The 26,576-nt window shown below is 27.9% G+C and carries 30 protein-coding genes and 1 tRNA gene; 4 read left to right on the forward strand and 27 right to left on the reverse strand.

Annotated elements, in window-relative coordinates; genetic code table 11:
- Nucleotides 1–346: 346 nt before the first annotated feature.
- The 5 genes from OW729_RS06125 to OW729_RS06145 all read right to left on the reverse strand — a co-directional run bounded on the left by OW729_RS06125 (nt 347) and on the right by OW729_RS06145 (nt 3,979).
- A complete protein-coding gene (locus OW729_RS06125; protein ID WP_268060589.1) occupies nt 347–544 on the reverse strand; it encodes a hypothetical protein in 198 nt (65 codons plus the stop codon).
- Nucleotides 545–1,262: 718 nt separating this feature from the next.
- Nucleotides 1,263–1,895 (reverse strand): ATP-binding cassette domain-containing protein, encoded by a 633-nt coding sequence (locus OW729_RS06130; RefSeq protein WP_268060590.1) that lies wholly within the window; start codon nt 1,893–1,895, stop codon nt 1,263–1,265.
- Between the two features lie 148 nt (nt 1,896–2,043).
- The gene (modB, locus tag OW729_RS06135; RefSeq protein ID WP_268060592.1) at nt 2,044–2,715 is read right to left on the reverse strand and encodes a molybdate ABC transporter permease subunit; all 672 of its coding nucleotides are present in this window, start codon (nt 2,713–2,715) and stop codon (nt 2,044–2,046) included.
- 9 nt (nt 2,716–2,724) lie between these two features.
- Nucleotides 2,725–3,537 carry a molybdate ABC transporter substrate-binding protein gene (modA, locus tag OW729_RS06140; RefSeq protein ID WP_268060593.1) on the reverse strand — a complete coding sequence of 271 codons (813 nt, stop codon included), beginning with the start codon at nt 3,535–3,537 and terminating at the stop codon, nt 2,725–2,727.
- Nucleotides 3,538–3,903: 366 nt separating this feature from the next.
- Nucleotides 3,904–3,979: transfer RNA gene (locus tag OW729_RS06145), tRNA-Thr, on the reverse strand.
- A gap of 385 nt (nt 3,980–4,364) precedes the next feature.
- Between OW729_RS06145 and hsp18 the strand changes: the two genes are divergently transcribed.
- Complete coding sequence (gene hsp18, locus OW729_RS06150) at nt 4,365–4,808, forward strand: heat shock protein Hsp18 (protein WP_268060594.1); 444 nt, start codon at nt 4,365–4,367, stop codon at nt 4,806–4,808.
- A gap of 142 nt (nt 4,809–4,950) precedes the next feature.
- Here hsp18 and OW729_RS06155 read toward each other — a convergent pair whose 3' ends face one another.
- From OW729_RS06155 to OW729_RS06200, 10 genes are all read right to left on the reverse strand, one after another.
- A complete protein-coding gene (locus OW729_RS06155; protein ID WP_268060595.1) occupies nt 4,951–6,285 on the reverse strand; it encodes a replicative DNA helicase in 1,335 nt (444 codons plus the stop codon).
- Entirely contained in the window at nt 6,285–8,156 is a 1,872-nt protein-coding gene (lonC, locus tag OW729_RS06160; protein ID WP_268060631.1) for a Lon family ATP-dependent protease, read from the reverse strand. The genes OW729_RS06155 and lonC overlap by 1 nt, the downstream gene beginning before the upstream one ends.
- A 104-nt stretch (nt 8,157–8,260) precedes the next feature.
- A complete protein-coding gene (gene rplI / locus OW729_RS06165; protein ID WP_268060596.1) occupies nt 8,261–8,701 on the reverse strand; it encodes a 50S ribosomal protein L9 in 441 nt (146 codons plus the stop codon).
- Nucleotides 8,701–10,692 carry a DHH family phosphoesterase gene (locus OW729_RS06170; protein WP_268060597.1) on the reverse strand — a complete coding sequence of 664 codons (1,992 nt, stop codon included), beginning with the start codon at nt 10,690–10,692 and terminating at the stop codon, nt 8,701–8,703. Before OW729_RS06170 ends, rplI begins: the two co-directional genes overlap by 1 nt.
- A gap of 1 nt (nt 10,693) precedes the next feature.
- Nucleotides 10,694–11,707 carry a DUF2232 domain-containing protein gene (locus tag OW729_RS06175; RefSeq protein ID WP_268060598.1) on the reverse strand — a complete coding sequence of 338 codons (1,014 nt, stop codon included), beginning with the start codon at nt 11,705–11,707 and terminating at the stop codon, nt 10,694–10,696.
- Nucleotides 11,707–12,024, reverse strand: coding sequence for a MazG-like family protein (locus OW729_RS06180; protein WP_268060600.1), 318 nt, complete (start codon nt 12,022–12,024; stop codon nt 11,707–11,709). The genes OW729_RS06175 and OW729_RS06180 overlap by 1 nt, the downstream gene beginning before the upstream one ends.
- 201 nt (nt 12,025–12,225) lie before the next feature.
- Complete coding sequence (gene rpsR / locus OW729_RS06185; RefSeq protein ID WP_268060601.1) at nt 12,226–12,456, reverse strand: 30S ribosomal protein S18; 231 nt, start codon at nt 12,454–12,456, stop codon at nt 12,226–12,228.
- A gap of 26 nt (nt 12,457–12,482) precedes the next feature.
- Nucleotides 12,483–12,950 carry a single-stranded DNA-binding protein gene (locus OW729_RS06190; RefSeq protein ID WP_268060602.1) on the reverse strand — a complete coding sequence of 156 codons (468 nt, stop codon included), beginning with the start codon at nt 12,948–12,950 and terminating at the stop codon, nt 12,483–12,485.
- Between the two features lie 11 nt (nt 12,951–12,961).
- Complete coding sequence (rpsF, locus tag OW729_RS06195; protein ID WP_268060603.1) at nt 12,962–13,249, reverse strand: 30S ribosomal protein S6; 288 nt, start codon at nt 13,247–13,249, stop codon at nt 12,962–12,964.
- A gap of 185 nt (nt 13,250–13,434) precedes the next feature.
- A complete protein-coding gene (locus tag OW729_RS06200) occupies nt 13,435–13,638 on the reverse strand; it encodes a DUF951 domain-containing protein (protein WP_268060604.1) in 204 nt (67 codons plus the stop codon).
- 169 nt (nt 13,639–13,807) lie between these two features.
- Between OW729_RS06200 and OW729_RS06205 the strand changes: the two genes are divergently transcribed.
- Both OW729_RS06205 and yyaC read left to right on the forward strand, forming a co-directional pair.
- Nucleotides 13,808–14,458 carry a LysE family translocator gene (locus tag OW729_RS06205; protein ID WP_268060605.1) on the forward strand — a complete coding sequence of 217 codons (651 nt, stop codon included), beginning with the start codon at nt 13,808–13,810 and terminating at the stop codon, nt 14,456–14,458.
- Nucleotides 14,459–14,655: 197 nt separating this feature from the next.
- Nucleotides 14,656–15,270 carry a spore protease YyaC gene (gene yyaC / locus OW729_RS06210; RefSeq protein WP_268060606.1) on the forward strand — a complete coding sequence of 205 codons (615 nt, stop codon included), beginning with the start codon at nt 14,656–14,658 and terminating at the stop codon, nt 15,268–15,270.
- A gap of 50 nt (nt 15,271–15,320) precedes the next feature.
- On the opposite strand, the gene OW729_RS06215 is transcribed toward yyaC, so the two are convergent.
- The 3 genes from OW729_RS06215 to OW729_RS06225 form a co-directional block, all read right to left on the reverse strand.
- Nucleotides 15,321–15,818: a DUF4446 family protein gene (locus tag OW729_RS06215; protein WP_268060607.1), complete on the reverse strand. Its 498-nt coding sequence runs from the start codon at nt 15,816–15,818 to the stop codon at nt 15,321–15,323.
- 135 nt (nt 15,819–15,953) lie between these two features.
- On the reverse strand, nt 15,954–16,811 hold the full coding sequence (locus OW729_RS06220) for a ParB/RepB/Spo0J family partition protein (RefSeq protein WP_268060608.1): 858 nt from the start codon (nt 16,809–16,811) through the stop codon (nt 15,954–15,956).
- Nucleotides 16,811–17,584, reverse strand: coding sequence for a ParA family protein (locus OW729_RS06225; protein WP_268060609.1), 774 nt, complete (start codon nt 17,582–17,584; stop codon nt 16,811–16,813). Before OW729_RS06225 ends, OW729_RS06220 begins: the two co-directional genes overlap by 1 nt.
- A 374-nt stretch (nt 17,585–17,958) precedes the next feature.
- Here OW729_RS06225 and OW729_RS06230 point away from each other — a divergent pair, with 374 nt between their 5' ends.
- Nucleotides 17,959–18,801 carry an MBL fold metallo-hydrolase gene (locus OW729_RS06230; RefSeq protein ID WP_268060610.1) on the forward strand — a complete coding sequence of 281 codons (843 nt, stop codon included), beginning with the start codon at nt 17,959–17,961 and terminating at the stop codon, nt 18,799–18,801.
- 95 nt (nt 18,802–18,896) lie between these two features.
- Here the strand turns inward: OW729_RS06230 and noc are convergent, their stop codons facing one another.
- The 9 genes from noc to rpmH all read right to left on the reverse strand — a co-directional run bounded on the left by noc (nt 18,897) and on the right by rpmH (nt 26,335).
- Nucleotides 18,897–19,676, reverse strand: coding sequence for a nucleoid occlusion protein (gene noc / locus OW729_RS06235; protein ID WP_268060611.1), 780 nt, complete (start codon nt 19,674–19,676; stop codon nt 18,897–18,899).
- Nucleotides 19,677–19,702: 26 nt separating this feature from the next.
- Nucleotides 19,703–20,434, reverse strand: a complete 732-nt coding sequence (rsmG, locus tag OW729_RS06240) for a 16S rRNA (guanine(527)-N(7))-methyltransferase RsmG (RefSeq protein ID WP_407647643.1) — start codon at nt 20,432–20,434, stop codon at nt 19,703–19,705.
- Nucleotides 20,435–20,438: 4 nt separating this feature from the next.
- Nucleotides 20,439–22,331 (reverse strand): tRNA uridine-5-carboxymethylaminomethyl(34) synthesis enzyme MnmG, encoded by a 1,893-nt coding sequence (gene mnmG / locus OW729_RS06245; protein WP_268060612.1) that lies wholly within the window; start codon nt 22,329–22,331, stop codon nt 20,439–20,441.
- Between the two features lie 12 nt (nt 22,332–22,343).
- Nucleotides 22,344–23,723, reverse strand: a complete 1,380-nt coding sequence (gene mnmE / locus OW729_RS06250; RefSeq protein ID WP_268060613.1) for a tRNA uridine-5-carboxymethylaminomethyl(34) synthesis GTPase MnmE — start codon at nt 23,721–23,723, stop codon at nt 22,344–22,346.
- Nucleotides 23,724–24,117: 394 nt separating this feature from the next.
- The gene (gene jag, locus OW729_RS06255) at nt 24,118–24,747 is read right to left on the reverse strand and encodes an RNA-binding cell elongation regulator Jag/EloR (RefSeq protein ID WP_268060614.1); all 630 of its coding nucleotides are present in this window, start codon (nt 24,745–24,747) and stop codon (nt 24,118–24,120) included.
- 73 nt (nt 24,748–24,820) lie between these two features.
- Nucleotides 24,821–25,507, reverse strand: coding sequence for a membrane protein insertase YidC (locus tag OW729_RS06260; protein WP_268060633.1), 687 nt, complete (start codon nt 25,505–25,507; stop codon nt 24,821–24,823).
- A gap of 60 nt (nt 25,508–25,567) precedes the next feature.
- On the reverse strand, nt 25,568–25,777 hold the full coding sequence (gene yidD, locus OW729_RS06265) for a membrane protein insertion efficiency factor YidD (RefSeq protein WP_268060615.1): 210 nt from the start codon (nt 25,775–25,777) through the stop codon (nt 25,568–25,570).
- Nucleotides 25,778–25,787: 10 nt separating this feature from the next.
- Nucleotides 25,788–26,129 carry a ribonuclease P protein component gene (rnpA, locus tag OW729_RS06270; RefSeq protein ID WP_268060616.1) on the reverse strand — a complete coding sequence of 114 codons (342 nt, stop codon included), beginning with the start codon at nt 26,127–26,129 and terminating at the stop codon, nt 25,788–25,790.
- A 71-nt stretch (nt 26,130–26,200) separates the two neighbouring features.
- Complete coding sequence (gene rpmH, locus OW729_RS06275) at nt 26,201–26,335, reverse strand: 50S ribosomal protein L34 (protein WP_268060617.1); 135 nt, start codon at nt 26,333–26,335, stop codon at nt 26,201–26,203.
- Between the last annotated feature and the right edge of the window lie 241 nt (nt 26,336–26,576).

Genomic DNA, 26,576 nt, shown 5'->3' on the forward strand with positions numbered 1-26,576 from the left:
TTCTATTATACTTTCTCTTTTGAAAATAATAAAGTATTTGTTTGATTTTTTCTGTATATTTATAATTTTCTCTATTAATAATTTTTAATTTATAATCATTAGTGTAATCTATATTGCATAATTTATACAATATCTGTCATAAACCATAAATATAATTAAAAGACCATTTCAATCCAATAATCCCACTTATAAAAAAATAAAGTAAAGACATATTTTACATATACCTTTACTTTATTCTTCACCATATTTAAAATTATTCATTTTACTATAATATCAAATCCGAACTCTTTTTTACCTTTACTAACTTATAGTCAAAAATCTTAGCATACTTTTACCATAAACAAACTTACACCTCAATTTTTATTTTATCAACAAGCATTCCTTCAGCATTTCTAATATAAATATGATTTTTTTCTTTTATTCCAATGCTATAATCGCTACTTAAACAATTTTCTTCTCGATAGTATCTTATTCCATATTCACTTTCTTCTATTACTTTGGCTATTTTTCTCCCTGAAGCTTCAATAATCTCATGAATTTTCATTTACTTCTCCCCTTTATTATTAAAATTTTTTATTCTGCTATTTACTATTAGGTTATATTTGAAAAAAATATTTATTTTAAAACATTTTCTTAAAAAACAACCTAATTTTATTCATTTTTTAGCTCATAAAAAAACATCAAGCCTATTATAAGCTTGATGTTTTTACACACGTTGCTATTTATCCGATGTCTACTATTACTAATACTCCAATACACACTGTGAAAGCAATTCACACCAAATGAAAAATTTGAGTTCTCTGCTTTTTAATAGATTAGAGTAAATGGTACATATCTCTGGATAATGGCTTCTAAACCTCAAATAAAGTTTAAAACCTCATCTGAAGACAAGAACCCTATTTATACAATAAGCTCCTAAATAGTACTGTACTTTTTTAAAAAGTACTATTTACATTAGGCATTATATCATATAAAAAGTTTAACCTTTAAATTTTTAGCCTTTTGAATTTAGCAACTTCAGTATTTGCATTTTTATATATTAATTCATTTTGAATAACTTATGATTTTAATATACCTATTTAAAGCTAACCTAGTATCATCAGTATATTATGAGCACTCTTTCTAATTATATTTTACTACAAAATTCTAATAAACGGAAGTATTATTTTCAGAATATTTAGAATATTTTCTTGTGTATTGCTAATACTCATTAAATTATTGATTGTATATCTTTATTCATTGTAGATATTAGCACTAATTTATTATTCACAAATTCCATCATCAATAATTATGGCTCTATCTGCAAGTAATTTTGCTTCATAAAGATCATGAGTTACCAAAATAATACTTATCTTGAACTTATTTTTATATTCTAGGAATTCTTTATAAACTATTTCCTTTGTGGATTTATCTAATGCCGAAAATGGCTCGTCTAACATTAGCACATTGGGCTTTATTGCTAAAGCTCTTGCTAATGCCACTCTCTGCTTTTCTCCTCCTGATATTTGATTGGGTTTTCTATCTTTGAGATGCTCTATCTTAAATGTTTCCATTATATATTTTATGTAATTTTCATCATACCCTTTTCGTCTTTTTACTCCAAATAATATATTTTCCTCTACTGTCATATGAGGAAATAGTGCATAACTTTGAAACAAATATCCTATATACCTATCTTTTATTGGTATATTTATGTTTTCTAATGAGGAAAATACAATTTTATTGTCAATTTTGATAATTCCCCTATCTGGAGTTTTAATACCTGATATACAATCCAAAATAGTTGTCTTACCTGAACCTGAAGAGCCTTGTAGTGCTACTACTTCATTATCTAAAGCTAATTTACATTTTAAATCAAAATAATTCAAACTCTTAACTATATCTAATTCAACCATTCATACTCACTCCTCTTGGTTTTACACTCTAAAAGCTAATTAATTAAATAAAGACAGTAACCATGTACCAACACGACACTACTGCCTTTATTTACATTAGATTGTTGAATAATTCATAGTAAAACGCAAATTAACAACCTACATATATTTAGTTCATCTTTTTATAATCCTTCTTTTTTAGCCATGAATTTAGGGAAAATATCAAAACAAAACTAAATAACACAACTACACCTAAAAGTGTATTTGCAACCTTTGTATATCCATTATCTACAGCAAAATATATAGCTGTAGGAATAGTTTGTGTTTTCCCTGGAATATTTCCCGCAACCATTAAAGTAGCTCCAAATTCCCCTAAAGCCCTCGCAAAAGATAAAACTATTCCACTTACTATACCAGGCCAAGCCAAAGGAAAACTTATCTTTATGAAAATCTTCCATTCAGTTGCCCCAAGAGTTCTTGCAGCATTTTCATAGATATGATCAATATTTATAAATGCCGCTTTGGAGCTTTGATACATTAAAGGCAATGATACTATTGTTGCCGCAACACAAGCCGCAATAGGAGTAAATATAAGGGTCACCCCAAAGCTTTCATACAGAAATTTGCCTAAAAAAGCTCTTCTACTCATTAAAATAAGCAATCCATAACCTGTGATAGTTGGTGGAAGAACCATTGGCATAATAATTAAACATTCAAGGACATCTTTACCTCTAAAATTATACTTAGTAAATACCCTAGCCAATAATATACCAAATATAAATGTAAAAATTGTAGATATAAAAGCTACCTTTAATGATAAAATAATTGGTTCTAATATCATAATAACGTCCTATTTTGTTATAGAATCAAATCCATATTTTAAAAATATATCTTGTGCTTCCTTTGTTGCAATATATTCTGCAAATTTCTTTGCTCCTTCTTTGTTTTTGCTATTTTTAACTACTGCCATTGGATAAACAATAGGTTTATGTGATTTTTCATCAAAAGTTTGTTTTATGTGGCTCTTCTTTAATACTTTAGCATCATTATTATAAACAATACCTGCAGCTGCTTCTCCACTCTCTACATATTTTCCTACTTGTTTTACAGACTTTCCATATACAATTTTACCTTTTAGGGAATCCCAAACTTTATAATATTCCATAGCTTCTTTTCCATATTTTCCTGCTGGAACAGACTCTGGCTGTCCAATAGCTATTTTAACATTCATATCCTTTAAATCAGAAAGTTCTTTAACTTTATCCTTATTTTCTTCTGATACAATTAGTACAAGTTTATTTCTTAATAAATCTTTTCTTGTATCATCGTCTATTAATTTTTGTTCTTGCAATTTATCCATATTTTTCTTGGAAGCTGATATAAATAAATCCGTTGGAGCACCTTGTTCTATTTGTTTTTGTAGCGTTCCAGAAGCATCAAAAGTAATAGAAAGTTTAGCTCCTGTCTTTTCTTCATATTTTTTTTGTATTTCTGTTAAAGATTCTGTTAAACTTGCAGCAGCTGATATAGTTATATTTAAATTTTCTTTACTAGTATCTTTACTAGTTGCTACATCTTTTTTTTCATCTACCTTAGGATTACCACATCCAAATACCCCTAGAACTAGAGTCGCTGCAATTAAAATGCTAAACATTTTCTTCAAAGTAATTCCCCCTTATCTCTTCATATATCTTAAATATAGGTTGTACTACCACTTTTTGCAAACGTTTTTTTAACCATTTTTTAGTGAATGTTCTTTAATATACTTCTAAATAATCTATTTTTTTCTATATTTCTTAATATACTAATGTAATATTTTATAATAATTTTACACTATTTTAATAAATTTTTATTTAATAAAAGTTATTAATATAAGCATATATTACCTTTTCATCTTGTCTAATTTTTGTAGATAATATTAATTTATACTTTTTTATACATTATATTTGATAATAATATTATTAATAAAAAAAGAACTAAAATCTACAACGTATATTTTAGTTCTTTTTATTAATTTTAAAATTATATATGGTGCTCTTGACAGGATTTGAACCTGCGACCTGCTGATTACGAATCAGCTGCACTACCAACTGTGCTACAAGAGCAAATTATCAATATATTAATAACTTTACTATATTATCTTTTAAATATCAATTATTGTAAATAATATATTTTTGAATATCATTGTTTTTAAATAATTTAATTATACTTATCATAATAATAAAATCATATTTTAAGATATTTATATTTTTAAGATTTATATAAATAATTTATTTTAATTGAAAAATAGCTTTATATTATAATTTAGAGCTATTTTTCAAATTTATATTAAATTTCCTAAAGATATTTATATTATATTTATAGTTATGTTAGTTTTTAGACTTTGACTTTCTTTGACTTTGGATCTATTATATAAATAAAGAAGGTACAAACAGTAAATAATATTACTGTTTAATAAAATAAATATTTCATTATTAGGAGGTAATTTTTATGTTTGAAATGGTTCCTTTTAGAAGAAATAACGGATTAAGAAAAAGAACTGACAATTATGTAGATAGATTATTTGATGATTTATTCAATGACTCTATTTTTCCAAGCGCTCTTGCAAACAATGAATTTAATGTGGACGTAAAAGAAACTGAGACTTCTTATATAGTAGATGCTGACCTACCAGGAGTAAAAAAAGAAGCTATAGAAATCGATTATGAAAATAATTACTTATCCATTCGTGCTAAAAGAGATGACATTGTAGAAGAAAAACAAGACAATTATGTTAGACGTGAAAGAAGATATGGTCAATTCAGCAGAAGCTTTTATATCGACAATGTAGAAGAAGATAAAATAGAAGCTACGTTTAATGATGGAGTTTTGAAACTTACACTTCCCAAAAAGGAGAAAGGTAAACCTAATAAGAGAAAAATTGATATTCATTAATAATATTACCCAGGAAATGGAGATAAAAAACCTAGTAAAAGCTAAGCTTTTACTAGGTTTTTTATCTGAAAATTTTTCACCATTAACTGTATCTAAATGCTCTCTAATAGAACCTACAACCTAATAGTTCATTACTAATATTCTATTCCTGATGTATTACATCTAACCTTCCAAATTTACTGTATTGTCCAAGCCAAGCAAGTTTCACAGTCCCTGTAGGACCATTTCTCTGCTTAGCAATTATACATTCTGCCACATTCTTGTCTTCAGTTTCCTTATTGTAATATTCATCTCTATATAAGAACATTACAATATCCGCATCTTGCTCTATAGAACCTGATTCTCTAAGGTCAGAAAGCATTGGTCTATGATCCGCTCTTTGCTCAGGTGCACGAGATAATTGAGATAAAGCTATAACAGGACAATGCATTTCTTTTGCAAGAGCTTTTATAGATCTTGAGATTTCAGATACTTCTTGTTGTCTACTCTCAGATCTACTACTTCCACTCATAAGCTGAAGATAATCTATTACTATTAAGTCTATACCATATTCCATTTTTATTCTTCTACACTTAGAACGCATTTCCATTACTGATATACCAGCTGTATCATCAATATATATCTTTGAACTAGCAATAGGTCCAGAAGCTTTGGCTATTCTTTCCCAAGCTCCTTCATCCAGATCACCTGTTCTAAGCTTAAGCATATCTATATTAGCTTCTGCACAAAGTAATCTATAAGCTAACTGCTCCTTTGCCATTTCTAAAGAGAATACAACAACACTTTTTCCTTCCCTTAATGCTGAATATTGAGCAATATTCATGGCAAAAGTAGTTTTTCCCATAGATGGCCTCGCTGCAATAAGAATCATATCTCCCGGTTGAAGACCTGATGTTTTAGTATCCAACTCTGGAAATCCAGTAGCTATTCCTGTAGTTTGACCTTTATTATTAAATATTTTTTCTATCTGCTCAAAACCTCTTTCAAGTACATCACTTATACATTCAAAATCACTTGTAGTTCTATTTTGAGCTATATCAAATATTTTTTTTTCAGCAGTATCAAGAACATCCTCAACATCATCTTGTCTAGAATAACACTCCTCTGTTATGTCAACTGATGCTTTTATTAGCTTTCTTAAAATAGCTTTATCTTTAACAATTTTAGCATAAGTACCAATATTTAATGTCGATTCTACAGAATTACTAAGTTCAGTTACATAGGTAATTCCCCCTACGCTTTGAAGTTTCTCTGTAGACCTTAGATGCTCTATTACAGTAATCATATCAACAGGAATATCTTTTCTATACAGTTCTAGTACAGTATCATATATAATTTTATGAGCTTCTCTATAAAAATCCTCGGAATTTAATGCCTCTACTGCCTGTGCTATAGAAGTCTTATCTTTAAGCATACATCCAAGAACTGTTTGTTCTGCCTCTACATTATTAGGCAAACTTCTAAGTTGGTTTTCCATTATTCATCACCAAATACTATTTTTATTAATTGTTCAATATCCTCAACTGCCGTAACTTCAATGTCATCTAATCCTTGAGGTACTTCTTTAATATTAGCTTTAGGAACAACAACAAGTTTTATACCCTTTCTTCTTGCACCATAAACTTTTTCGAAAATACCTCCAACTGGTTTTATCTTACCTCTTAAAGATATTTCTCCAGTTATTGCAATATCCTGCCTTATAGGTTTATTTAAAAGTGCACTTATTATACATATAGTTATAGCTGCACCGGCTGAAGGACCATCTATACGCCCTCCCCCTATAGCATTTACATGAATATCATAATCACTTATATCTCTATCAGTTAATTTTCTTATAACCGATGCAGCATTAAATACAGAATCTTTTGCCATACTTCCTGCTGTATCGTTAAACCTTACAACACCTTTGCCCTTTTCCTTAGCTTCAAAAACTGCAGTTTCTATTTCAATGGTTGAACCAATATAACCACTAACACCAAGTCCATATATATGACCTACTTCGTATCCTTCTTCTATTGAAGCATCGTCCATTTGAGTAATTCTACTTATAGCTATTAACTCTTCAACGTCTTGTATAGTTATTTTTACATTGTCTGACTTAGAATTACTATTATAAAGCACATATCCATATACATCTGAAAGTATATTTACTGCTTTTCTACCTTCTATAGTATATTTACTGATTAATTCAGACACACCTTCCTCTAATTGTATATTCAAATTATTTGCAGCGTTTTCCACTATATTCTGAATATCCTTAGAAGATAATGGCTCAAAATATACTTCTGTACATCTTGACCTTAATGCTGGATTTATATCCTTTGGTTCTTTTGTTGTTGCGCCTATCAAAACAAAGTCTGCTGGAGCTCCCTTTTCAAAAAGATATTTAATATACTTAGGAATATTTTCATCATCTGGATCATAATAAGATGATGAAAATTCTACTCTCTTGTCTTCTAATACTTTTAATAATTTATTTTGAAGTATTGAGTCAAGTTCTCCTATTTCATCTATAAATAAAACTCCACAATGAGCTTCTGTTACAAGCCCTGGCTTAGGTTCAGGAACACCAATTTCAGCTAAATCTCTCTTACTTCCTTGATATATGGGGTCATGAACTGATCCCAAAAGAGGATTTGTTATCTCCCTTGGATCCCATCTTAACGTTGTACCATCTACTTCTACAAACTTTGAATCTTCATGAAAAGGCGTATATTTCAATTTTTTAGCCTCTTCTAGTGCAAGTCTTGCAGCAGTAGTTTTCCCAACCCCTGGAGGTCCATAAAGGATAATATGCTGAGGGTATGGTGAAGCTATTTTTGATAGTAATGATTTTATAGCTCTATCTTGACCAACTATTTCTGAAAAATCTTTTGGTCTTAACATTGACATAATACTATTTGAAAGCCTTCTGGAATCTAATACTTCAAGCTTGGCATATTTCTTTAGAGTTTTTGCATTTTCTGAGCCTTTTTTCTTTTTTATAATTCCAAGCCTTACTTCATCGATATATTTTTCCTGTTTCTCCATAACAGCCTGTTCAACTTCTTTTTCTAGACTATTTTCAATATATCTTTTTGCTATAGTGTCAGTCAGATGTTTATGTGTATTCTCTATAGCCTCTTCTATATTACTTTCATTTGGTACTATTTCAATTCCTTTTCCATCGCTTATTATTTTATTTATAGCATATATTTTTTTATACATATCATTACTATGAATATGTTTGTTTAGTTTATATTTTATAATTCTTGATCTTATAGTTTTTTCACTTACTACCTTCTTCATCATCTCATCTAATGCATCTACATGAGTATTCAACGGTATTTTTTCATTAAAATTATCCATTTCGTTATTGGATTTATCATTAATCAAAGAATATTTCAATATTCTAAACCTCCGTAAAATTCTATTCTAAAATAGAACTGTTTATCTAAATTTATATTCTACCGTTATTCTGTTACAATTACTTTTATTTTTGTAGATATTTCAGGATATAATTTTATTTCCATATCATAAGTTCCAAGTAATTTAATTGTATCTCCAACTATTTTTTTCTTGTCAACTTCTACTTTATATTGTTTTTTAAGCTCTGCTGCTATATCTTTTGTAGTAATTGCACCAAATAATCTACCATTATCTCCTGCTTTAGCAACAATCTTTATTTCTTTATTTCTTAATTCTTCTGCTAACTTTTGAGCTGCTTCAGTTTCTTCTAATTTTTTCTTTCTCTCATTTTCTTTTTGCTTATTTAAAATATGCATATTATTATTTGTTGCTTCTTCAGCTAATCCTTTTGGTATTAAAAAGTTTCTTGCATATCCATCAGATGCATTAATTACATCACCTTTTTTTCCTTGTCCCTTTACATCTTTTAATAATATTAATTTCATTACTCCTCACCTTCCCTTAAGTATTTATTAATAGCATTTTTTAATTTTTCTTTAGCTTCATCTATTGAAACATTATTTAATTTAGCACCTGCAATATTTAAATGTCCCCCTCCACCTAATGACTCCATTATAAGTTGCACATTTATATCACCATTTGATCTGCCACTAATAAATACATCCTTCTTTATTTTAACAAGAACAAATGATACTTGAACACCTGTAATATTTAGTAGTTCATCCGCTACTTGGGCTGCTAGAACATTATCTTGTATTTCTGGTGGACAGACAGTAATGCATATATTTTTTTCTAAATTCGCAAGACTTATGATTTTAGCCTTTTTTAAGTATGTTTCTAAATCATTGGAGAACATTCTTTTCACTTCTATTATATCGGCTCCAAGTTGCCTTAAATATGCTGCTGCCTCAAAAGTCCTAACTCCTGTTTTAAAATAAAAATTTTTAGTATCTACATAAATACCAGCTAGAAGCATTTCTGCAGTTAAGGCATCTATATATTTTTTAGGACTTTCTAACATATATTCAAACATTTCTGTAACAAGTTCACAAGTAGAAGATGCATATGGTTCTATATAACTTAGTAATGTATCCTCTACTGCATCTGTTGATTTTCTATGGTGGTCTATTATAACTTTTCTATTGATTTTCTCCACAATCTCTTTGCTGTGAACGTATCCTTTACTATTCACATCTACTAATATCAGTAAACTATTTTTATCATATATATCTAAACATTTTTGTTTATTAACAAATTTACCATTATACATATTTTCAGATTTTATTTTTTCTACTGCTTTCTCTATACCACAATTTACTTTATCAAGTATTATATAGCAGTCTTTACCTAAAGCTTTTACAACATTACTTATTCCCATAGAAGCTCCTATACTGTCTATATCCTGATTTGTGTGCCCCATTACAAAAACATTGCTACTCTCTTTTATTGTATTAACCAATGCATGACCTATAACTCTTGCTCTTACTTTAGTTCTTTTCGCAACTTCTTTTGTTTTTCCTCCATAAAAATATAATTTATCTTTATCCTTTACAACTACCTGGTCTCCGCCTCTACTAAGAGCTAATTCCTTAGCAGATATTGCAAGATTGTGATTTTCAAGTGGAGTCTGTGCTCCTAAACCTACCCCTATACTCAATGTAACTGTAAGCTTATTTCCTAGATTTATTTCTCTTATTTCATCCAGTATATCGAAATTTTTATCCATTTCTTTTTTAATATCTTTTTTATGGACTACCATTATATATTTACTTGAAGAGTATTTAGTAACCATTGCATGTAAACTTTGACCATAAGCTTTTAACTTTCTTTCTATCTCTGCAGATAAAAGTAAAGACTTATCTTCTAAAGTGGTTTTAAGCACATCATCTAAGTTATCTACTTCTACAAGAATTATTGCTTCTTCACTTTCACTCCTATATATTTCAGAATTGACTTCATTTGTTACATCCGAAAAATATAGGAACACTGTTTTATTTTTGTCACTTATACCTTCCCTATCTTCTTTTATGTTAACAAATATATTATAATATTTATCTCTAATTTTTACATAATTAAATAATTTTTTATCTTTAGCAAAAACTCTATTTATATTGACTTCATTTATTATTTCACTAATATTTCTACCTAATATCTCACCCTTTTCAAATATATTGAAAAATTTTTGATTATACCATAGTATATTACCTTTTCCACTAATAATAGTCAATGGGAAAGGTACACTGTTAATTACGCTTCTCGTTGAAATTTCCATTTGAGATGTATAACCTTCTATAAACTTTTCCCATTCATCTTTTTTACTATTATATATCTTAAAATTATAAATTAAAAATACTATATATAAAATTAAAAATGCGCTTGCAACATAAAAATGTCTAAACATAAATAAAACTAATATAAGAAAACCTATTATAGCTAAATTAAATTTATCACTTGGAATAAAATATTTTTTTTCCATATTATTCCCTCTTCTTAATTTTTCTTATTGGATTAGGGTCTAATTCTCTTAAATTCAAGATTACATCCATTATACCAGATACAAGATATATATCTGTAAAAATAGGCATGATTAATCCCACTAAAAGAATTATAACAGATATTATTTTAGACAGCTTAAGCTTATTTCTAAGTATGTAAGCAAAAAAAGCAATTCCATTTAAAGTAATTAGAAATTTTAAAATATACCCTGTAACTTCTGAAATGTAATTTCCTATAGATATTCCCTTTGAGTTTATTATTATTCCCAGACAAAAAGCTATTATTAAAAACGCTACTAATAAATTAGGAATATATATTCGTGTGAATTTAGTAATATTATCTACTTTACAATCTAATTTTTGAAGAACTTTACTAGTAAAATAATAATTTATATATGCTTGTATAATACTATTAGCCAATATAATCATAGGTAAAATAACAATCAATTTTTGAATTGTAATTAGCTTAATTATTTCATTTAATCCGTCAATAAACTCATTTGGAGCATTTAAAGCTACATAAGTATCTCTTGTCATTGTAAAGGATTTCTTGATTCCATATACAATATCATTTATAGAACTTGATATGGTCTTTTTATAAATGAAAATAGAATATACTATAAATTGACTAATATTGCTGATAGCAATAAATATAGCTGTTGTAATTATACTAGCTGAGTTTTTCTTTTTCTTCTTAATACAATAACCTAGACTAATACCTACAATTCCATAAGAAAAAGCGTAAAAAAATGGGATTAAACTCATATAATTTAAACTTACTAGAAAAGCTCCTATAACGAGAATAGATAAAATACTTTTATATCCTCTCAATACATAAATTGCGGTTATAGGAATAGTAAAAATACACATAAACAATACAGCTAAAGAAGGTAAATACATAGTGTTAACCAAAACTAAAACTACAATTATAATTGATAAAATTATTTCTAATACTGACTTATTGTTAAAGCTTTTACCCTTCATAACTTTCTCCATTAGCTCCTATCTCTTATATGTGAATATAATTTACTTAAATCTTTATTCTGTTTTTCTATAATATCTTCTTCTGCTATACCTAATTTTAATTTTGTTTTCATACTTTCATCTACCTCTTCATAATTGTAGCCTAACTTCTTTGCAAGTAAATATAATACTATTATTGCCCCGGAAATACATTCTAAAATGGATTCTTGAACTACATTACTTCCTCTTGCAAGGAGTTTGAATAGATCTCCTATTATGCATAATAAATCAGCTTTTAAATTCTCTATTATTTTAATATTTGACATTATGTTAAAATCACTATTCTTCACCATATCATCTCCCTATAACCTATATATACTATTTTAGTTATTTTCAACCTTATATGCAACTTTAGATTTGAAATATTAGGAAAATACTGATTTTAAGTTACTATATAAATATAATATAGAATATATTACCTTTTCAATATAAGCCTAGAAAAATATAATAAAAAAAGCAGTGCTGTTATTAAACACTGCTTGTTAAATCCATTAGTCCGTTGTAAATGGTAGTAATGCCATATTTCTAGCTCTTTTAATTGATGTAGTTAACTCTCTTTGGTGCTTTGCACAGTTACCAGAAATTCTTCTAGGAAGTATCTTTCCTCTTTCTGTGATGTACTTTCTTAATTTATTAACATCTTTGTAATCTATACCAGTACTTTTTTCAGCACAAAAAGCGCAAACTTTCTTTCTTCTTCTTCTATTCTTCTTGAAAGCCATATCTTTCCCTCCTTACCTTATCAAAATTAAAATGGAATATCACCATCATCTATTGGAGTAATTTCTTCTTCGTACTCCGCCGTATGATTAAAGTCATTAGAAAATCCAGTTGATGGATTATTGTTTCCAGTACTAAAACCTGTATTGTCGAATGGCGTTTCTCCTCTGTTGTTTGAATTTCCCCACTCTAAAAATTGAACTTCATCGGCAATTACTTCTGTAACATACCTTCTAGTTCCATCTTTAGCTTCGTAAGATCTAGTTTGAATTCTTCCAGAAACCCCTATTAGCTTACCTTTACTCATATAGTTAGCTGTGGCTTCAGCTTGCTTTCCCCACACTACTATCGGAATAAAGTCTGCTTCTTTTTGACCACTAGAAGAGAACTTCCTATCTACAGCTACAGTAAAGCTTGCAACAGCTTTTCCGTTTCCTGGAGTAAACCTTAACTCTGGGTCTTTAGTTAGCCTACCTATCAAAACAACTTTATTCATAAAAACACCGCCTATTTTTCAGGATTTATTACCATGAATCTCATAACACCATCAGTGATTCTGAAATTTCTTTCTAATTCCATTGGTAATTCAGGATTAGATTTGAAATTTATTAGAGTGTAATATCCTTCATTGATTTTGTTTATTGGATAAGCAAGTTTTCTCTTACCCCACTCATCAACGTTTTCTACTACTCCTCCACCATTTTCTATTATACCCTTAAACTTTTCGATGCCAGCTTTTACAGCTTCTTCATCTAATGATGGGTTTAATATAAATAATGTTTCGTAATTTCTCATTGATTTCACCTCCTCCCTTTGGACTAACGGCTGCAAAATATCACAGCAGGGATCACATCTTTTAATTTTATCATTTCAGTATACAAAAAGCAACATTTTATTCTTATTGACATAAAAATATTTTATAAATCATTTTTTTAATTCTCTCATTATAATTTCAACTATTAAGTTGAAAAATGTCTTTTTTACTCTTCTTGTGCTTTATTTTGTTTTATAATTTTCTTAATTCCCTTTTCAAATTTATTTCTTGGAATCATTACTATTCTATTACAGCCTAAACATTTTATTTTTATATCTGCCCCTAATCTTATAATTTCCCATTCCTTGCTTCCACAAGGATGGTCTTTTTTCATTTCAACAATATCCCCAATAAAAAATTCTTTATTCATATATATCAACACTCCTCAAAAATATTAAACTATAAAACATAATATTAAATTATAAACCATAAATATATAATATTAAACTATAAATGATTATACAATTATATAATGAATTAAGCTATAATATAATAGTATGTAAAATTGTCACATAAAAATAAAACAAAGAGGTATTTTCATGGGAACCTTATTCAACATAATAAAAGCTTTAATTAGTGGTTTTACTACAGGCATACTAATTTCTCTTCCATTAGGACCTGCAGCAATTGAATCTGTCAATCATACTATATCTAAAGGCTTTAAAAATGGATTTATAGTATCCCTTGGAGCTATTAGCGCAGATATGACATATTTATTTCTAATAAACTGTGGTCTAGCTAAACTTTTGCAGTATAATAAAGTAACAGAAGGTATTTTTTGGATTATTTCAGGATTTATACTTGTTATAATGCAATATAATGATTTAAAAAAATTAGGTGATTATAGTGAATCTAATTCACAAAAATATGCAACTCACCCTTTTTTATCTGGATTTGTATTAACCTTTACTAACCCTATGACTCCTACCTTATGGCTTGGGCTTAGTGGTACAGTAATAAATTTATGGAAAAATGAAAGCATTATTGCTTATCACATATTTCTTTTAGCTATATTAATTGGAATGATCTTTTGGTTTGCAACATTAAATTATATGGCTTATAAAGGATTTAATATTTTTAAAAATAGTAATCCTAAAAAAGCATCTATATATATGAAGTGGTTCATCTTATTTTTAGGAATTGCGTTTGTAGTATTTGGCTTAATTAAACTTATATATTCAATTTTTTAAAAATAATACAAGCTTAATTAAACTAAATAATTTTTATTAAATTGGATCTTTGTACTTAAAATTATTATTTAACTTAAAGCATTAAAAATTAGTATGATATTATTATTAATTTCTAATATTTAAATTAATAATATAAAATGTAAATTTGTATATAAACCTCCTTTTTTGTACATAATGTAAAAAAGGAGGTTTGCTCTATGGAAGATAAAATTATTCTAGACTCAATGGAAATAGGATGTCCATATAAAATAAGGGATATTTTATGTGAAAAGCTTGAAGATACACTAAAAACAAAACGCCCTATTATTTTTTTATGTATAGGTACTGATAGATCAACTGGAGATAGCCTTGGCCCTCTTATCGGAAATAAAATCAAATCAATAGTAAAAAATAATTTTATACTCTACGGAACTTTGGAATATCCTGTACATGCTAAAAATCTTACTAAAGTACTTAAAGAAATTAATCAAAAGTATATAAATCCATATATTATAGCTATAGATGCATGTCTTGGGAACATACAAAATATAGGAAATATAGTCATCGAGGATAAGCCTCTCTCTCCTGGAGCTGCTATGAATAAAAATTTACCTAAGGTAGGTAACATAAGTATAACTGGTATTGTTAACATATCTGGTTCTTTAGAATTTATGGTTTTACAAAATACTAGATTGTATACAGTTATGCATCTTGCAGATGTTATTTCTAGAGGTATATATCATACTATATTAAAAACTATTGGTACTAGAAATCTATCCAACTTTGAGATTGCCTTAAACAAAATAAATAAAAAAATTAGTGCAAAATCATAAAAGGGGCTGACTTTTTAAGACATACCCCTTTTTTATTCATATTCACTTATTTATTGATTACTAGATTCCCTTAAAACTTGTTTTTCTTCTTCTGATAAATCGTATCTTGAGATGCCCTTATCTACTGGTTTGGCATAAACTGTACTATCTTCTCTACCATAAATTCCTGTAAGTATTACTCCATCATTATCGTCATTTAGTAATGCTATTGAAAAACTTAAATCACTTCCTATATCATCAAAAGCTTTATATCTCATTACAGATACCTTTTGAATACATCCTTTTAAATTTTTACTTAATTCATCTTGTTGTTTTTTTATCTCTTCTGTATCTGATTTTACAGAATCTATATTATCTAAATATTCTACTACTACTTCTTCTAAATTTTTGTTATTAACACCCCTTGTTAACTTTCTATATTTAGCCTCTAGCCTATTTATAGATTTTGACATTATACTCATACCTACTAACAATGCTATTATAGCGATTATTAGTGCTATAATTATATAGGGCTGAAATTGTTTGAAAATTGAAATCACTTCTGTCATTTTCGTCATCCTTTCTTGAATTGTTTCACGTGAAACATTATTTCAAAATACAGTCTTAATATTATTTAAAATTATGGAATACTAAAGATTTACTTCGATTTACAAATTATCCTTTACTATACTTTAAAACATTACTTATGAAATAGACTCTAAATTTAGTACTTCTAAAATCCTTTGTAAATCTTCTTCTGAATAATATTCTATTTGAATTTTCCCTTTATTATTTCCATTATCTCTCAAAATAACTTTAGTATGAAATAAATGTTCCAATTTTGACTTTACATCATTGTAATAAGGATTGTTTTCATTTGTATTTTTCTGTGTAGATTTATTTTTTTTGCCAAGATTTTTTATCAATGACTCTGTTTCTCTTACGCTTAATTCTTCATCAATTATAGTTTGAGCTAACTTATATTGCATTTCATTATTTTCTATACCTAATAATGTCCTACCATGTCCTTCACTTATTATACCTTCTATTAAATACTGTTGAACTCTATCATCTAAATTTAATAATCTCATACAATTTGATATTGATGTTCTTGATTTTCCTATCCTTTTACTCAATTCTTCTTGTGTTAATTTAAATTCATCTATTAGTTTCCTATAAGCTAAAGCTTCTTCAATAGGATTTAAATCTTCTCTTTGAATATTTTCAATTAAGGAAACCTCTAACACTTCTTTTTCTGAAAGTTCTAATATAACACAAGGTAATTCTTTCAACCCTGCTATTTTAGCAGCTCTCCATCTTCTTTCACCAGCAATTATAGCGTAAATATTTCCTTCTTTTTTTAAAACTAAAGGTTGTATTATACCATGTTCTTTAATAGATTCTGCTAATTGCATTATCTTTTCTTCATCAAAATTTTTTCTTGGTTGTTCTTCATTAGCTCTTATCAAATTTATATCTATCTTAAGTGTTGAATTATTGTCTTCTTTTTCTTCTGGTATCAAAGCACCCAATCCTTTTCCAAGTCCATATTTCTTAGCCATTATTTATCACTTCCTTGTCTTTTTAAAAATTCCTTAGCTAATTTTTCATATGCTGTAGCTCCTTTACACTTATCATCGTAAAGCATTATTGGTAGTCCAAAACTTGGCGCTTCTGCAAGTCTAATATTTCTAGGTATTTTTGTTTTATATACCTTATCATTAAAATACTTACTTACTTCGTTAGATACCTCATTGCATAATTTAGTTCTATTATCATACATACTTAAAATTACGCCTTCTACTTCTAAATTTTTATTTAATGACTTTTTAACAAGTTGTATTGTATTTACTAGTTGTCCAACTCCTTCTAATGCGTAAAATTCACATTGTATAGGAATTAAAACAGAATCAGCTACACTTAAAGCATTAATAGTAAGAAATCCTAAGGATGGAGGACAATCTATAAATATATATTCGAATTCTTTGTCTAATTTCTTTATTTTGTTTTTTAATATACTTTCTCTATTCTCTTTATTTATAAGTTCAACTTCTGCTCCTGCCAATTCTATATTAGATGGAACTATAAAAAAGTTATTTATTAATTCACTTTCTATAATCGCTTCCTTTAGTGGCGTTTTTGTTGCCAAAACATCATATATAGAATATTGAATTTTATTTTTATCGATTCCAAGTCCACTTGTTGTATTACCTTGAGGATCTATATCAATTGACAAAACTTTATGTCCATTTAAGGCTAAATTAGCACATAAATTTATATTTGTAGTAGTCTTCCCTACTCCCCCTTTTTGATTGAAAACGCATATAATTTTCATATTATCACCCTTTTCCTCATATATTCGACTATACTGAGACAATTAAATACTACTAATTTAGTATTTAACTTTTTATATTAAACTGATTTTGACACAATTATTCCTTTTTCATCTTTATATCCATTATAATATCTTATAGAAAATTAATAAATATGTTTTCAAAATTAATTTAATATAGTAAACTGTTTAATAAGTATTTTACTATATATTAACTTTTTTGAATACTTTTATATATTAAATATATAATGTTTCACGTGAAACATTTAAAAACATATTAATTTTGCATATTTTTTTTAATAATTTAACTATTGAATTGTTTTATAATTAATACTGATTTAATAATTTAAATTTTATAAAAATAGGAGATGTGTACTATGGAATTCACAATAATAGGTAGTGGTGGATGTACTGCTTTACCTAAACCATTATGTCAATGTAATATTTGTAAAGAAGCACGAAAAAAAGGTAAGCCTTATTCAAGATTTGGATGTAGTTTATATTTAGAAGATTTAGGATTATTAGTTGATACACCTGAAGATATAGTACAATCATTAAATTATGCTAATATAGAACAAATTAATATAGTTTTATTCAGTCATATGGATCCTGATCATACTCTTGGTATGAGAGTTTTTGAACAATTACGTCTTAATTGGCTTGAAATATCACAAGGAAAAGAATGTAGTAATCCTATAACAGTATTAGCTTTGAAAAATGTTATGGAAGATTTAAATTCTATACATTCCAAATATGGTTCTTATTTAGATTATTATGAAAATGTAAGATGTTTAATAAAAAGAAAGATAGTTAAAGATTTTATTTGTTTAGATAATATAAAATTAACTTTTGTTAGTACTGGTTATTCAACTATATTTGTTTTTGAAGAAAATGATAAAAAAGTTATTTATGCTCCATGTGATGTAAAACCATTTCCACAAAATGATATTTTTAAAAATGCAGATATTATGATTATAGGAAATACAATAGTTGGAGAAACTCTAAAAAATAATTTTATTCTAAAAGAAAATAATCCTCTTAATAATGAGTTATTTAATATAGGAGAAATTAAAAAATTAAGAGATCAATTTAATATAAAAAAAATAATTATAACTCATCTTGAAGAAGACTGGGGAAAATCTTATGATGATTATTTAAATTTAGAAAGGCAATATACAAATATTTGTTTTGCTTATGATGGAATGAAAATTATTATATAAATTTATGTTAATTTATTATAAAACTAAGCTCTGTTTTAAAAAATAATATTTTTTAAAACAGAGCAAAAATGTTTCACGTGAAACATTTTTTAGTATTATTTTTTAGGTATAGTTATTGTAACTTGAATCTTATCTTCCATATCTTTTGTCCTATATGTTGCCTCTATTCCATATTTATCGAATACTTGTTTTACAGTATTCATATATACTCTTGGACTAAATATTCCTTTGATTTTTTTCTTGCCATCAGAAGCTATTTCTTCTCCGTTTATCTTAGCTAACTCTTTTTTTACTAATTCTTCTGTTTGTTTAACATTTAATGATTTTTTTATAACACTATTTAAAATTTTCTTTTGTATTTTAATAGTAGGAATTTTAAGTAATGCTCTTGCATGTCTTTCCGTTAATTTATTTTCTAATAACATTTTTCTAATGCTTTCATCTAATTTTAAGAGTCTAACCTTGTTAGCTATAGTTGATTGTTTTTTTCCAATAAGATTTGCTAATTGCTCTTGAGTATAATTATGTTTCTTTATAAGATTGTAATATGCCTGACTCTCTTCTAGATAATTCAAATCTTCCCTTTGCAAATTTTCCAGTAAAGCTATAGCGGCTGAATCTCTGTCATTTATATCTATAACAATAGCAGGAACTTCTTTCAAATTTAATTTTTTAGCGGCTCTCAGCCTTCTTTCTCCAGCAACAAGTTCATATTCTGATTCACTTATTTTTCTTACAGAAAGAGGCTGAATTATACCATATGCCTCTATTGACTGAGCGAGTTCCTCAATAGTACTATCATCAAAATACGTTCTTGGTTGATAAGTATTTGGAATAATTAAATCAGTAGATATGTATTTAATATCCTTTTCCATGTAATCCCATCCTTTTTCATATTAATCTATCCTAAAGGATTTTTTGTAATCATACCTGCTTTTCTTGGATATTTCCTAGGCGTATTTTTCACTTTCTTTACTATCACTAAATTGTGATTTAAATCGCTACCTTCTATATCAACTTCTATAATACCTTCAATTTTTCCTCCTAAAATTGAAACTGCTTTTTTCGCATTTTCAATTTCTTCATCTACTGAAGGACCCTTCATAGCAACAAAATATCCTCCAACTTTAACATAAGGAATACAAAATTCACTAAGGACAGCCAAGTTTGCTACAGCTCTTGAAACAACAGCATCGTATTGTTCCCTATGTTCCTCTCTTACACCATACTCTTCAGCTCTTCCATGCATAGTAATAACATCATCTATTCCAATCTTATATAGTATATCATCTAAAACATTTATCCTTTTTCTTAAAGAATCAAGAAGAACTATATCTATATCTGGCCTTATTATTTTCATAGGTATACCTGGGAACCCCCCTCCAGTACCTATGTCAATAATCTTCTTTGAATTTTTTAATGGATGAAATTGAAAAATCTTCATAGAATCAATAAAATGCTTTTTTATTATTTCTTCATCTTCCTTTATAGCAGTAAGATTTACCTTTTCATTCCATTCTTTTAATAAGTTTTTATACTGAATGAATTGATTATATTTTTTTTCATCTAGCTCAAGACCTAAACTATTACAAGCAGTTTCTAATATATCATAATATATTCTATTATCACTCAACAGATTATTCCTCCTTATTAGTAACCCTTCTATTATATTGTTCAAGAAATATTAGAAGAACAGAAATATCCGCAGGTGAAACTCCTGAAATTCTAGATGCCTGACCAATATTTACAGGTCTCATTTTTTCTAGTTTTTGTATAGCTTCAATTCTAAGACCTTTTACTGTATTATAATCAAATTCACTAGGTATTAACTTATTTTCCATCTTTTTAAATTGAGCTACTTGTTCTAATTGTTTTTGAATGTATCCCTCATACTTTGATGTTATATTAACTTGTTCTTGCACATCATATGGTAAATCCGGTCTATTAACATCAAATTCTGAGGTAATAAAGTAATTTAGTTCTGGCCTTTTAATTAATTCATAAAAACTTATTGGCTTTTTTAATGGAGTTGTTTCTAGTTTTTCTAAAATTTCATTTACTTCTCTTTTATTAGTTATTTTTAAATTCTTAATTCTTTCTATTTCATTTTCTATAGCATTTTTTCTTTTTAAAAATCTATTATATCTTTCTTCACTAACTAATCCAACCTTATACCCAAGCTCTGTTAATCTTAAATCTGCATTATCCTGTCTTAAAAGTAATCTATATTCTGAACGAGAAGTCATCATTCTATAAGGTTCATTTGTACCTTTTGTTACTAAATCATCTATTAGTACACCTATGTAAGCGTCGGACCTCTTTAAAATTAAAGGAGCTTTTCCTTTTATCTTTTGAGCTGCATTAATACCAGTTATTAAGCCTTGAGCTGCTGCTTCTTCATATCCAGAACTTCCATTTGCCTGCCCTGCTGAGAATAATCCATCTATTTCTTTAAACTCTAAAGAAAGTTTTAATTGAGTAGGATCTATACAATCATATTCTATTGCATAAGCTGTTCTCATCACCTCAACATTCTCAAGGCCTGGAACTGTTCTGATCATTTTAATTTGAACCTCTTCTGGTAAGGAACTAGACATCCCTCCAACATACATTTCTTCTGTGTTTTCACCTTCTGGTTCAATGAAAAGCTGATGTCTATCCTTTTCTGGAAATCTCATTATTTTATCTTCAAAAGATGGACAATATCTTGGTCCAACACTTTTTATTGAACCATTATATAATGGTGATCTATGTATATTTTCAAGAACTACATTTTTAGTATCATCATTTGTATAAGTTAAATAACAAGAAATTTGATCTCTATCTATATTTTCACTTATAAAAGAAAATGGTATGATTCTTTCATCTCCACTCTGTTCTTCCATTTTAGAAAAATCTACAGATCTTCTATTAATTCTAGATGGAGTTCCGGTTTTAAATCTTTTTAACCTGATTCCATTTTCAATTAAACTTTCTGATAAAAAATTTGCACCAGAAAGTCCACTTGGTCCTCCTTCATAATTAACATCCCCAATAATTATTCTAGATTTTAAATAAGTACCTGTTGCTAATATTATAGTTTTAGCATTGTAATAAGCTCCATTTTTTGTAAGTACACCTTTTACTTTCTTATCTTCGATATCTATCTTTATTATTTCTGCCTGTCTTAAATAAACATTTTCTGTTGTCTCTAAAACATGCTTCATTCTTTTTGAATATTTCTCTTTATCTGCTTGTGCACGAAGTGAGTGCACAGCAGGTCCTTTAGATGTATTAAGCATTCTAGACTGAATATAGCTATTATCAATATTTATACCCATTTCCCCACCTAAAGCATCTAATTCCCTTACTAAATGACCTTTAGCAGTTCCTCCTATGTTAGGATTACAAGCCATCATTGCAACACTAGCCAAATCTGTAGCACATACCAATGTTTTCATTCCTAACCTAGCAGAAGCAAGGCCAGCTTCACATCCTGCGTGACCTGCTCCAATTACAACAACATCATATTCACCTGCAAAATAACTCATAAATCTCTCCCCTTACTTTCCTAAACAAAACTTAGAAAATATTTTGTCGATTATATCCTCTTCAACAGTATCTCCTGTTATTTCACCTAAATTTTTCCAAGCATTTCTAATATCAATAGAAGCAAGATCAATAGCAAAAGTGTTATTTAAAACATCCCTAGCAGCATTTAAACTCTCTTTTCCCTTAATTAAAGCTTCTTTATGTCTTGTGTTAGTTATCATAACATCCTTCGCTGTGATCTTACCACTGAAAAATAATTCCTTAATAGCACCCTTGAATTTTTCTATGCCTTTTCCTGTTTTTGCTGAAATTTCTATAACATAATCAGAGTTTAATCTTTCTATATAATCCTTATCTATTTTACCATTTAAATCTGTTTTATTTAATAGTACAATGTATTTTTTTTCTTTAATAAATTCTATTATTTCCTTATCCTCTTCATCTAATTCTCTACTAGTATCCAATACTAACACTATAAGATCTGCTTTCTCTATCTTTTCTATAGACTTTTCTACACCTATTTTTTCTACTATATCCTCTGTTTCTCTAATACCTGCTGTATCTATTACTTTGACAGGTATACCATCTATGTTTATAAATTCCTCTATAACATCTCTTGTAGTACCTGGTACATCTGTAACTATAGCTCTCGTTTCCATAAGAAGCGTGTTTAATAAAGATGATTTTCCCACATTTGGTTTGCCTACTATAACAGTATTTAATCCTTCTCTTATAATCTTACCCTCATCAGCACTTCCTAATAATTCATCTATTTCTTTTAATAATTTAGTTAAATCTCCACTAGCTTTATCTGCTGTAACTTCCTCTAAATCATCCTCTGGATAATCTACGGTAGCTTCAATATGAGCAATAATTTCTAGTAGTTTATCTCTCATTTTGCTTATTTCCCTGGAAATTTTACCTTCAGACTGCTCTAAAGCTGATTTCATACTAAGTTCTGTCTTCGCATTTATTATATCAATAACCGCTTCTGCTTGTGATAAATCAATTCTTCCATTTAAAAAAGCTCTTTTAGTAAACTCTCCAGGTTCTGCTAGCCTTGCACCGGCCTTAACTACTTCTTCAAGAATTCTTTTAGTTACAGTAACTCCACCATGGCAATTTATTTCAACAGTATCCTCAGCGGTAAAACTTTTCGGTCCTTTCATAAAATTAACTATTACTTCATCTAATCGCTCCTCGGTATCTTTATCAACAATATAACCATATCTCATTGTATAAGTTTTTATATCATCTAATTTCCTATCGTTTTTACCTTGAAAGATGCTACTTACTATTTTTAGAGCTTTATCACCAGAAACCCTTATTATAGAAACTCCGCTTTCTCCTAAGTTAGTAGCAACAGCAGTAATGGTATCAAACTCTCTCATGCTATTCATCCCTTCATAATCTTTTTAATTATACATTGTGTTTTAAAATAAAGCTCTGTTTTAAAAGAATGTTGTTTTTTACATTATTTTAAAACTTCCTTTTGTAGTCCTAATGCTATATTTTAAATTGTTGAGTTCATTATAATAAAAATTATAATTGTTATTTAGTATAACTTTTGCAGCGTAAAAAACTTTTGTATGTTTAAGCCTTAGTGAGTTTACAAAGGCTTAGCTGCTTAAGTTATACTAAATTTAGAATTGTTTTTCAAATTATACGAAATCAACAATTTATTAAAACATAGCCTAAAATAATATAGATTATACAAAACTATAACTTAAGTTAATTCTTTATTATTTTGTGTATAAAATCAATAAAAAATTAAAAGAAAGCCCATTAGGCTTTCTTTTTCAAATCAATAACAACTCTTCTGTAAGGCTCATCACCTTCGCTATATGTAACTATAGAGAAATCATTTTGAAGAGCCGAATGGATAATCCTTCTTTCATAAGGATTCATCGGTTCTAACTTTATAGGTTTATTAGTTTTTCTAACCTTATAAGCCATCTTTCCTGCAAGTTTTTTTAATGTCTCTTCTCTTTTAGATCTATAATTTTCAGTATCTAAGGTAACTTTTTTATATTTGCCTTCATTATTTTTGTTTACTGCTAAATTAACTAGATACTGTAAAGAGTCTAAAGTTTCTCCCCTATGTCCTATTATTAATCCCATGTTAGGACCTATAAGATTAATTTTAAGTACATCGTTTTCTTCATTAACTTTTATCTCTGCTAATATTCCCATTGTATTCAAAATTTTTCTTAAAAAATCTTTAGCCTCATCTTTGTAGTTTTTCTTTACAGTAACTTTTACCTTTGCTTCTTTACCTCTAAATATTTTAAATAAACCTTTACTACCTTCATCTATTATTTCAATATCTACTTCATCTTCCGTAGCTTTTAAAGCTTGTAAAGCTTTTTGAATAGCTTCTTCTACTGTTTTACCATTCATTTCTATAAAATTCATATTCTTGACACCTGCCTTCCCCAAACCACTAAAATAAGGCACATACCCAATCCATTAGATAAAAACTATTTCTTTATATTACTTCCTTAGTCTTTTTCTTTAGCTCCATATTTTTAGTTACAACAGTTTGAGCTATTTGGAACAAGTTGTTTGTTACCCAATATAATACTAATGCTGCTGTAAATCTAAAACTCATCCATGTCATAAAAATAGACATAAATATGTTCATAGTACCCATTTGTTTTGCTTGTGGATTATCAGCACTTTTAGAAGCAACTAAATTTGTTGATAAATAAGTTGTAGCTCCTGATAACAATGGTAAAATTAAAGATGTTTTATCTGCCATACTTGCAGACATTGATAAATCCTTAATCCATAAGAAACCAACTCCATTTATACCAGGTAAATTCATAAACACCCAATATAATGCTATAAGTATTGGCCATTGAAGTAATAGAGGTAAACATCCCCCTACTGGATTAACTCCATTTTCCTTATAAGCTTTCATTACTTCTTGTTGCTGTCTCTGCGGGTCATTTTTATATCTTTCTTGAATCTTCTTCAATTGTGGTTGAAGCTCATTCATTTTAACTGTAGACTTTATTTGCTTATAATTTAATGGAAATAATATTAATCTAATAATTATGGTAACTAAAATTATAGACAGCCCATAAGAAAAATTAGGATTTGGAATTAGAGAATGTACTGCATTTTGTATTACATTGAAAAATTTAATTAATGCATTATTTAGCCACTTAATTTCTAAAGCAACGGCTGCATAATTAATAAAAAAATGCTCCAAAGTAAGCCCTCCTTAAGACTATTTAACAGGATCATATCCACCTTTATTAAATGGATTACATCTCAGTATTCTCTTTATAGACATAATACCACCTTTTAAAACCCCATATTTTTGTATAGCCTCCAAAGCATATTGAGAACATGTTGGATAGAACTTACAACATGGTCTTTTCATAGGCGAAATATATCTTCTATAAAATTTTATTATATAAATAAGTATTTTTTTCATAACTAATCATTTAAACCTGTAAACCTGCTTTTCTAAGCAACTTTATTATCGATTTTTCTACTTCTTGATATGTTTTGTCTTTCGAAGTATTTCTAGCAATAAAAACTAAATCATAACCTGTTTTTAAATCATTACAATTCAATCTATATCCTTCACTTATCAATCTCTTAACTCTACTTCTAACTACACTATTCCCTACTTTTTTACTAACGGATATTCCAACTCGATTGATATTTGCATTTTTATAATTTTTGTATATATATAGTACTAATAATTGATTAGAATATGATTTACCTCTTTTGTATACTCTTCGGAACTCTAAATTTTTTCTTATTCTTTCTTCTTTTTTCATAACTATATAGATGCTCCTTATAGATGCTCCTTTTTTCCTGCAGTTGCAGAAAAAGGCCACTATAGCGGCCCTTATGCTGTCAAACTTTTTCTTCCTTTTTGTCTTCTTCTTCTAAGAATATTTCTACCTGATAAAGTTCTCATTCTTTTTCTGAAGCCATGTTCTCTTTTTCTTTGTCTCTTTTTTGGTTGATAAGTCATCTTCATTTCTAATACACCCCCTTTATCAACTACTCAATTCACTGTATATCACTATGTGTTTTAAGCAAATGAATTGCATGTTATCATAAAAATAGTTTTACTATTAAATTATATATATACCCTTTAGTAATGTCAAGATAGTCATTTACATGTTGATAATTTTTTATTTTTAACTTTTTTGTGGATAAATTCTTGAATACACCTTGCTCTTTTGTTATTATTAATTTTGAACTGTTGATAAATTTTA

The organism is Clostridium brassicae (genome assembly GCF_026738875.1).
Classification (GTDB): domain Bacteria; phylum Bacillota; class Clostridia; order Clostridiales; family Clostridiaceae; genus Clostridium_H; species Clostridium_H brassicae.

Coding starts and splice junctions, on each gene's coding strand:
- OW729_RS06125 (WP_268060589.1), bottom strand. CDS start 544: ATGAAAATTCATGAGATTATTGAAGCTTCAGGGAGAAAAATAGCCAAA.
- OW729_RS06130 (WP_268060590.1), bottom strand. CDS start 1,895: ATGGTTGAATTAGATATAGTTAAGAGTTTGAATTATTTTGATTTAAAA.
- modB (WP_268060592.1), bottom strand. CDS start 2,715: ATGATATTAGAACCAATTATTTTATCATTAAAGGTAGCTTTTATATCT.
- hsp18 (WP_268060594.1), top strand. CDS start 4,365: ATGTTTGAAATGGTTCCTTTTAGAAGAAATAACGGATTAAGAAAAAGA.
- OW729_RS06155 (WP_268060595.1), bottom strand. CDS start 6,285: ATGGAAAACCAACTTAGAAGTTTGCCTAATAATGTAGAGGCAGAACAA.
- lonC (WP_268060631.1), bottom strand. CDS start 8,156: ATGGATAATTTTAATGAAAAAATACCGTTGAATACTCATGTAGATGCA.
- rplI (WP_268060596.1), bottom strand. CDS start 8,701: ATGAAATTAATATTATTAAAAGATGTAAAGGGACAAGGAAAAAAAGGT.
- OW729_RS06170 (WP_268060597.1), bottom strand. CDS start 10,692: ATGGAAAAAAAATATTTTATTCCAAGTGATAAATTTAATTTAGCTATA.
- OW729_RS06175 (WP_268060598.1), bottom strand. CDS start 11,707: ATGGAGAAAGTTATGAAGGGTAAAAGCTTTAACAATAAGTCAGTATTA.
- rpsR (WP_268060601.1), bottom strand. CDS start 12,456: ATGGCTTTCAAGAAGAATAGAAGAAGAAGAAAGAAAGTTTGCGCTTTT.
- OW729_RS06190 (WP_268060602.1), bottom strand. CDS start 12,950: ATGAATAAAGTTGTTTTGATAGGTAGGCTAACTAAAGACCCAGAGTTA.
- rpsF (WP_268060603.1), bottom strand. CDS start 13,249: ATGAGAAATTACGAAACATTATTTATATTAAACCCATCATTAGATGAA.
- OW729_RS06200 (WP_268060604.1), bottom strand. CDS start 13,638: ATGAATAAAGAATTTTTTATTGGGGATATTGTTGAAATGAAAAAAGAC.
- OW729_RS06205 (WP_268060605.1), top strand. CDS start 13,808: ATGGGAACCTTATTCAACATAATAAAAGCTTTAATTAGTGGTTTTACT.
- yyaC (WP_268060606.1), top strand. CDS start 14,656: ATGGAAGATAAAATTATTCTAGACTCAATGGAAATAGGATGTCCATAT.
- OW729_RS06215 (WP_268060607.1), bottom strand. CDS start 15,818: ATGACAGAAGTGATTTCAATTTTCAAACAATTTCAGCCCTATATAATT.
- OW729_RS06220 (WP_268060608.1), bottom strand. CDS start 16,811: ATGGCTAAGAAATATGGACTTGGAAAAGGATTGGGTGCTTTGATACCA.
- OW729_RS06225 (WP_268060609.1), bottom strand. CDS start 17,584: ATGAAAATTATATGCGTTTTCAATCAAAAAGGGGGAGTAGGGAAGACT.
- OW729_RS06230 (WP_268060610.1), top strand. CDS start 17,959: ATGGAATTCACAATAATAGGTAGTGGTGGATGTACTGCTTTACCTAAA.
- noc (WP_268060611.1), bottom strand. CDS start 19,676: ATGGAAAAGGATATTAAATACATATCTACTGATTTAATTATTCCAAAT.
- mnmG (WP_268060612.1), bottom strand. CDS start 22,331: ATGAGTTATTTTGCAGGTGAATATGATGTTGTTGTAATTGGAGCAGGT.
- mnmE (WP_268060613.1), bottom strand. CDS start 23,723: ATGAGAGAGTTTGATACCATTACTGCTGTTGCTACTAACTTAGGAGAA.
- jag (WP_268060614.1), bottom strand. CDS start 24,747: ATGAATTTTATAGAAATGAATGGTAAAACAGTAGAAGAAGCTATTCAA.
- yidD (WP_268060615.1), bottom strand. CDS start 25,777: ATGAAAAAAATACTTATTTATATAATAAAATTTTATAGAAGATATATT.
- rnpA (WP_268060616.1), bottom strand. CDS start 26,129: ATGAAAAAAGAAGAAAGAATAAGAAAAAATTTAGAGTTCCGAAGAGTA.
- rpmH (WP_268060617.1), bottom strand. CDS start 26,335: ATGAAGATGACTTATCAACCAAAAAAGAGACAAAGAAAAAGAGAACAT.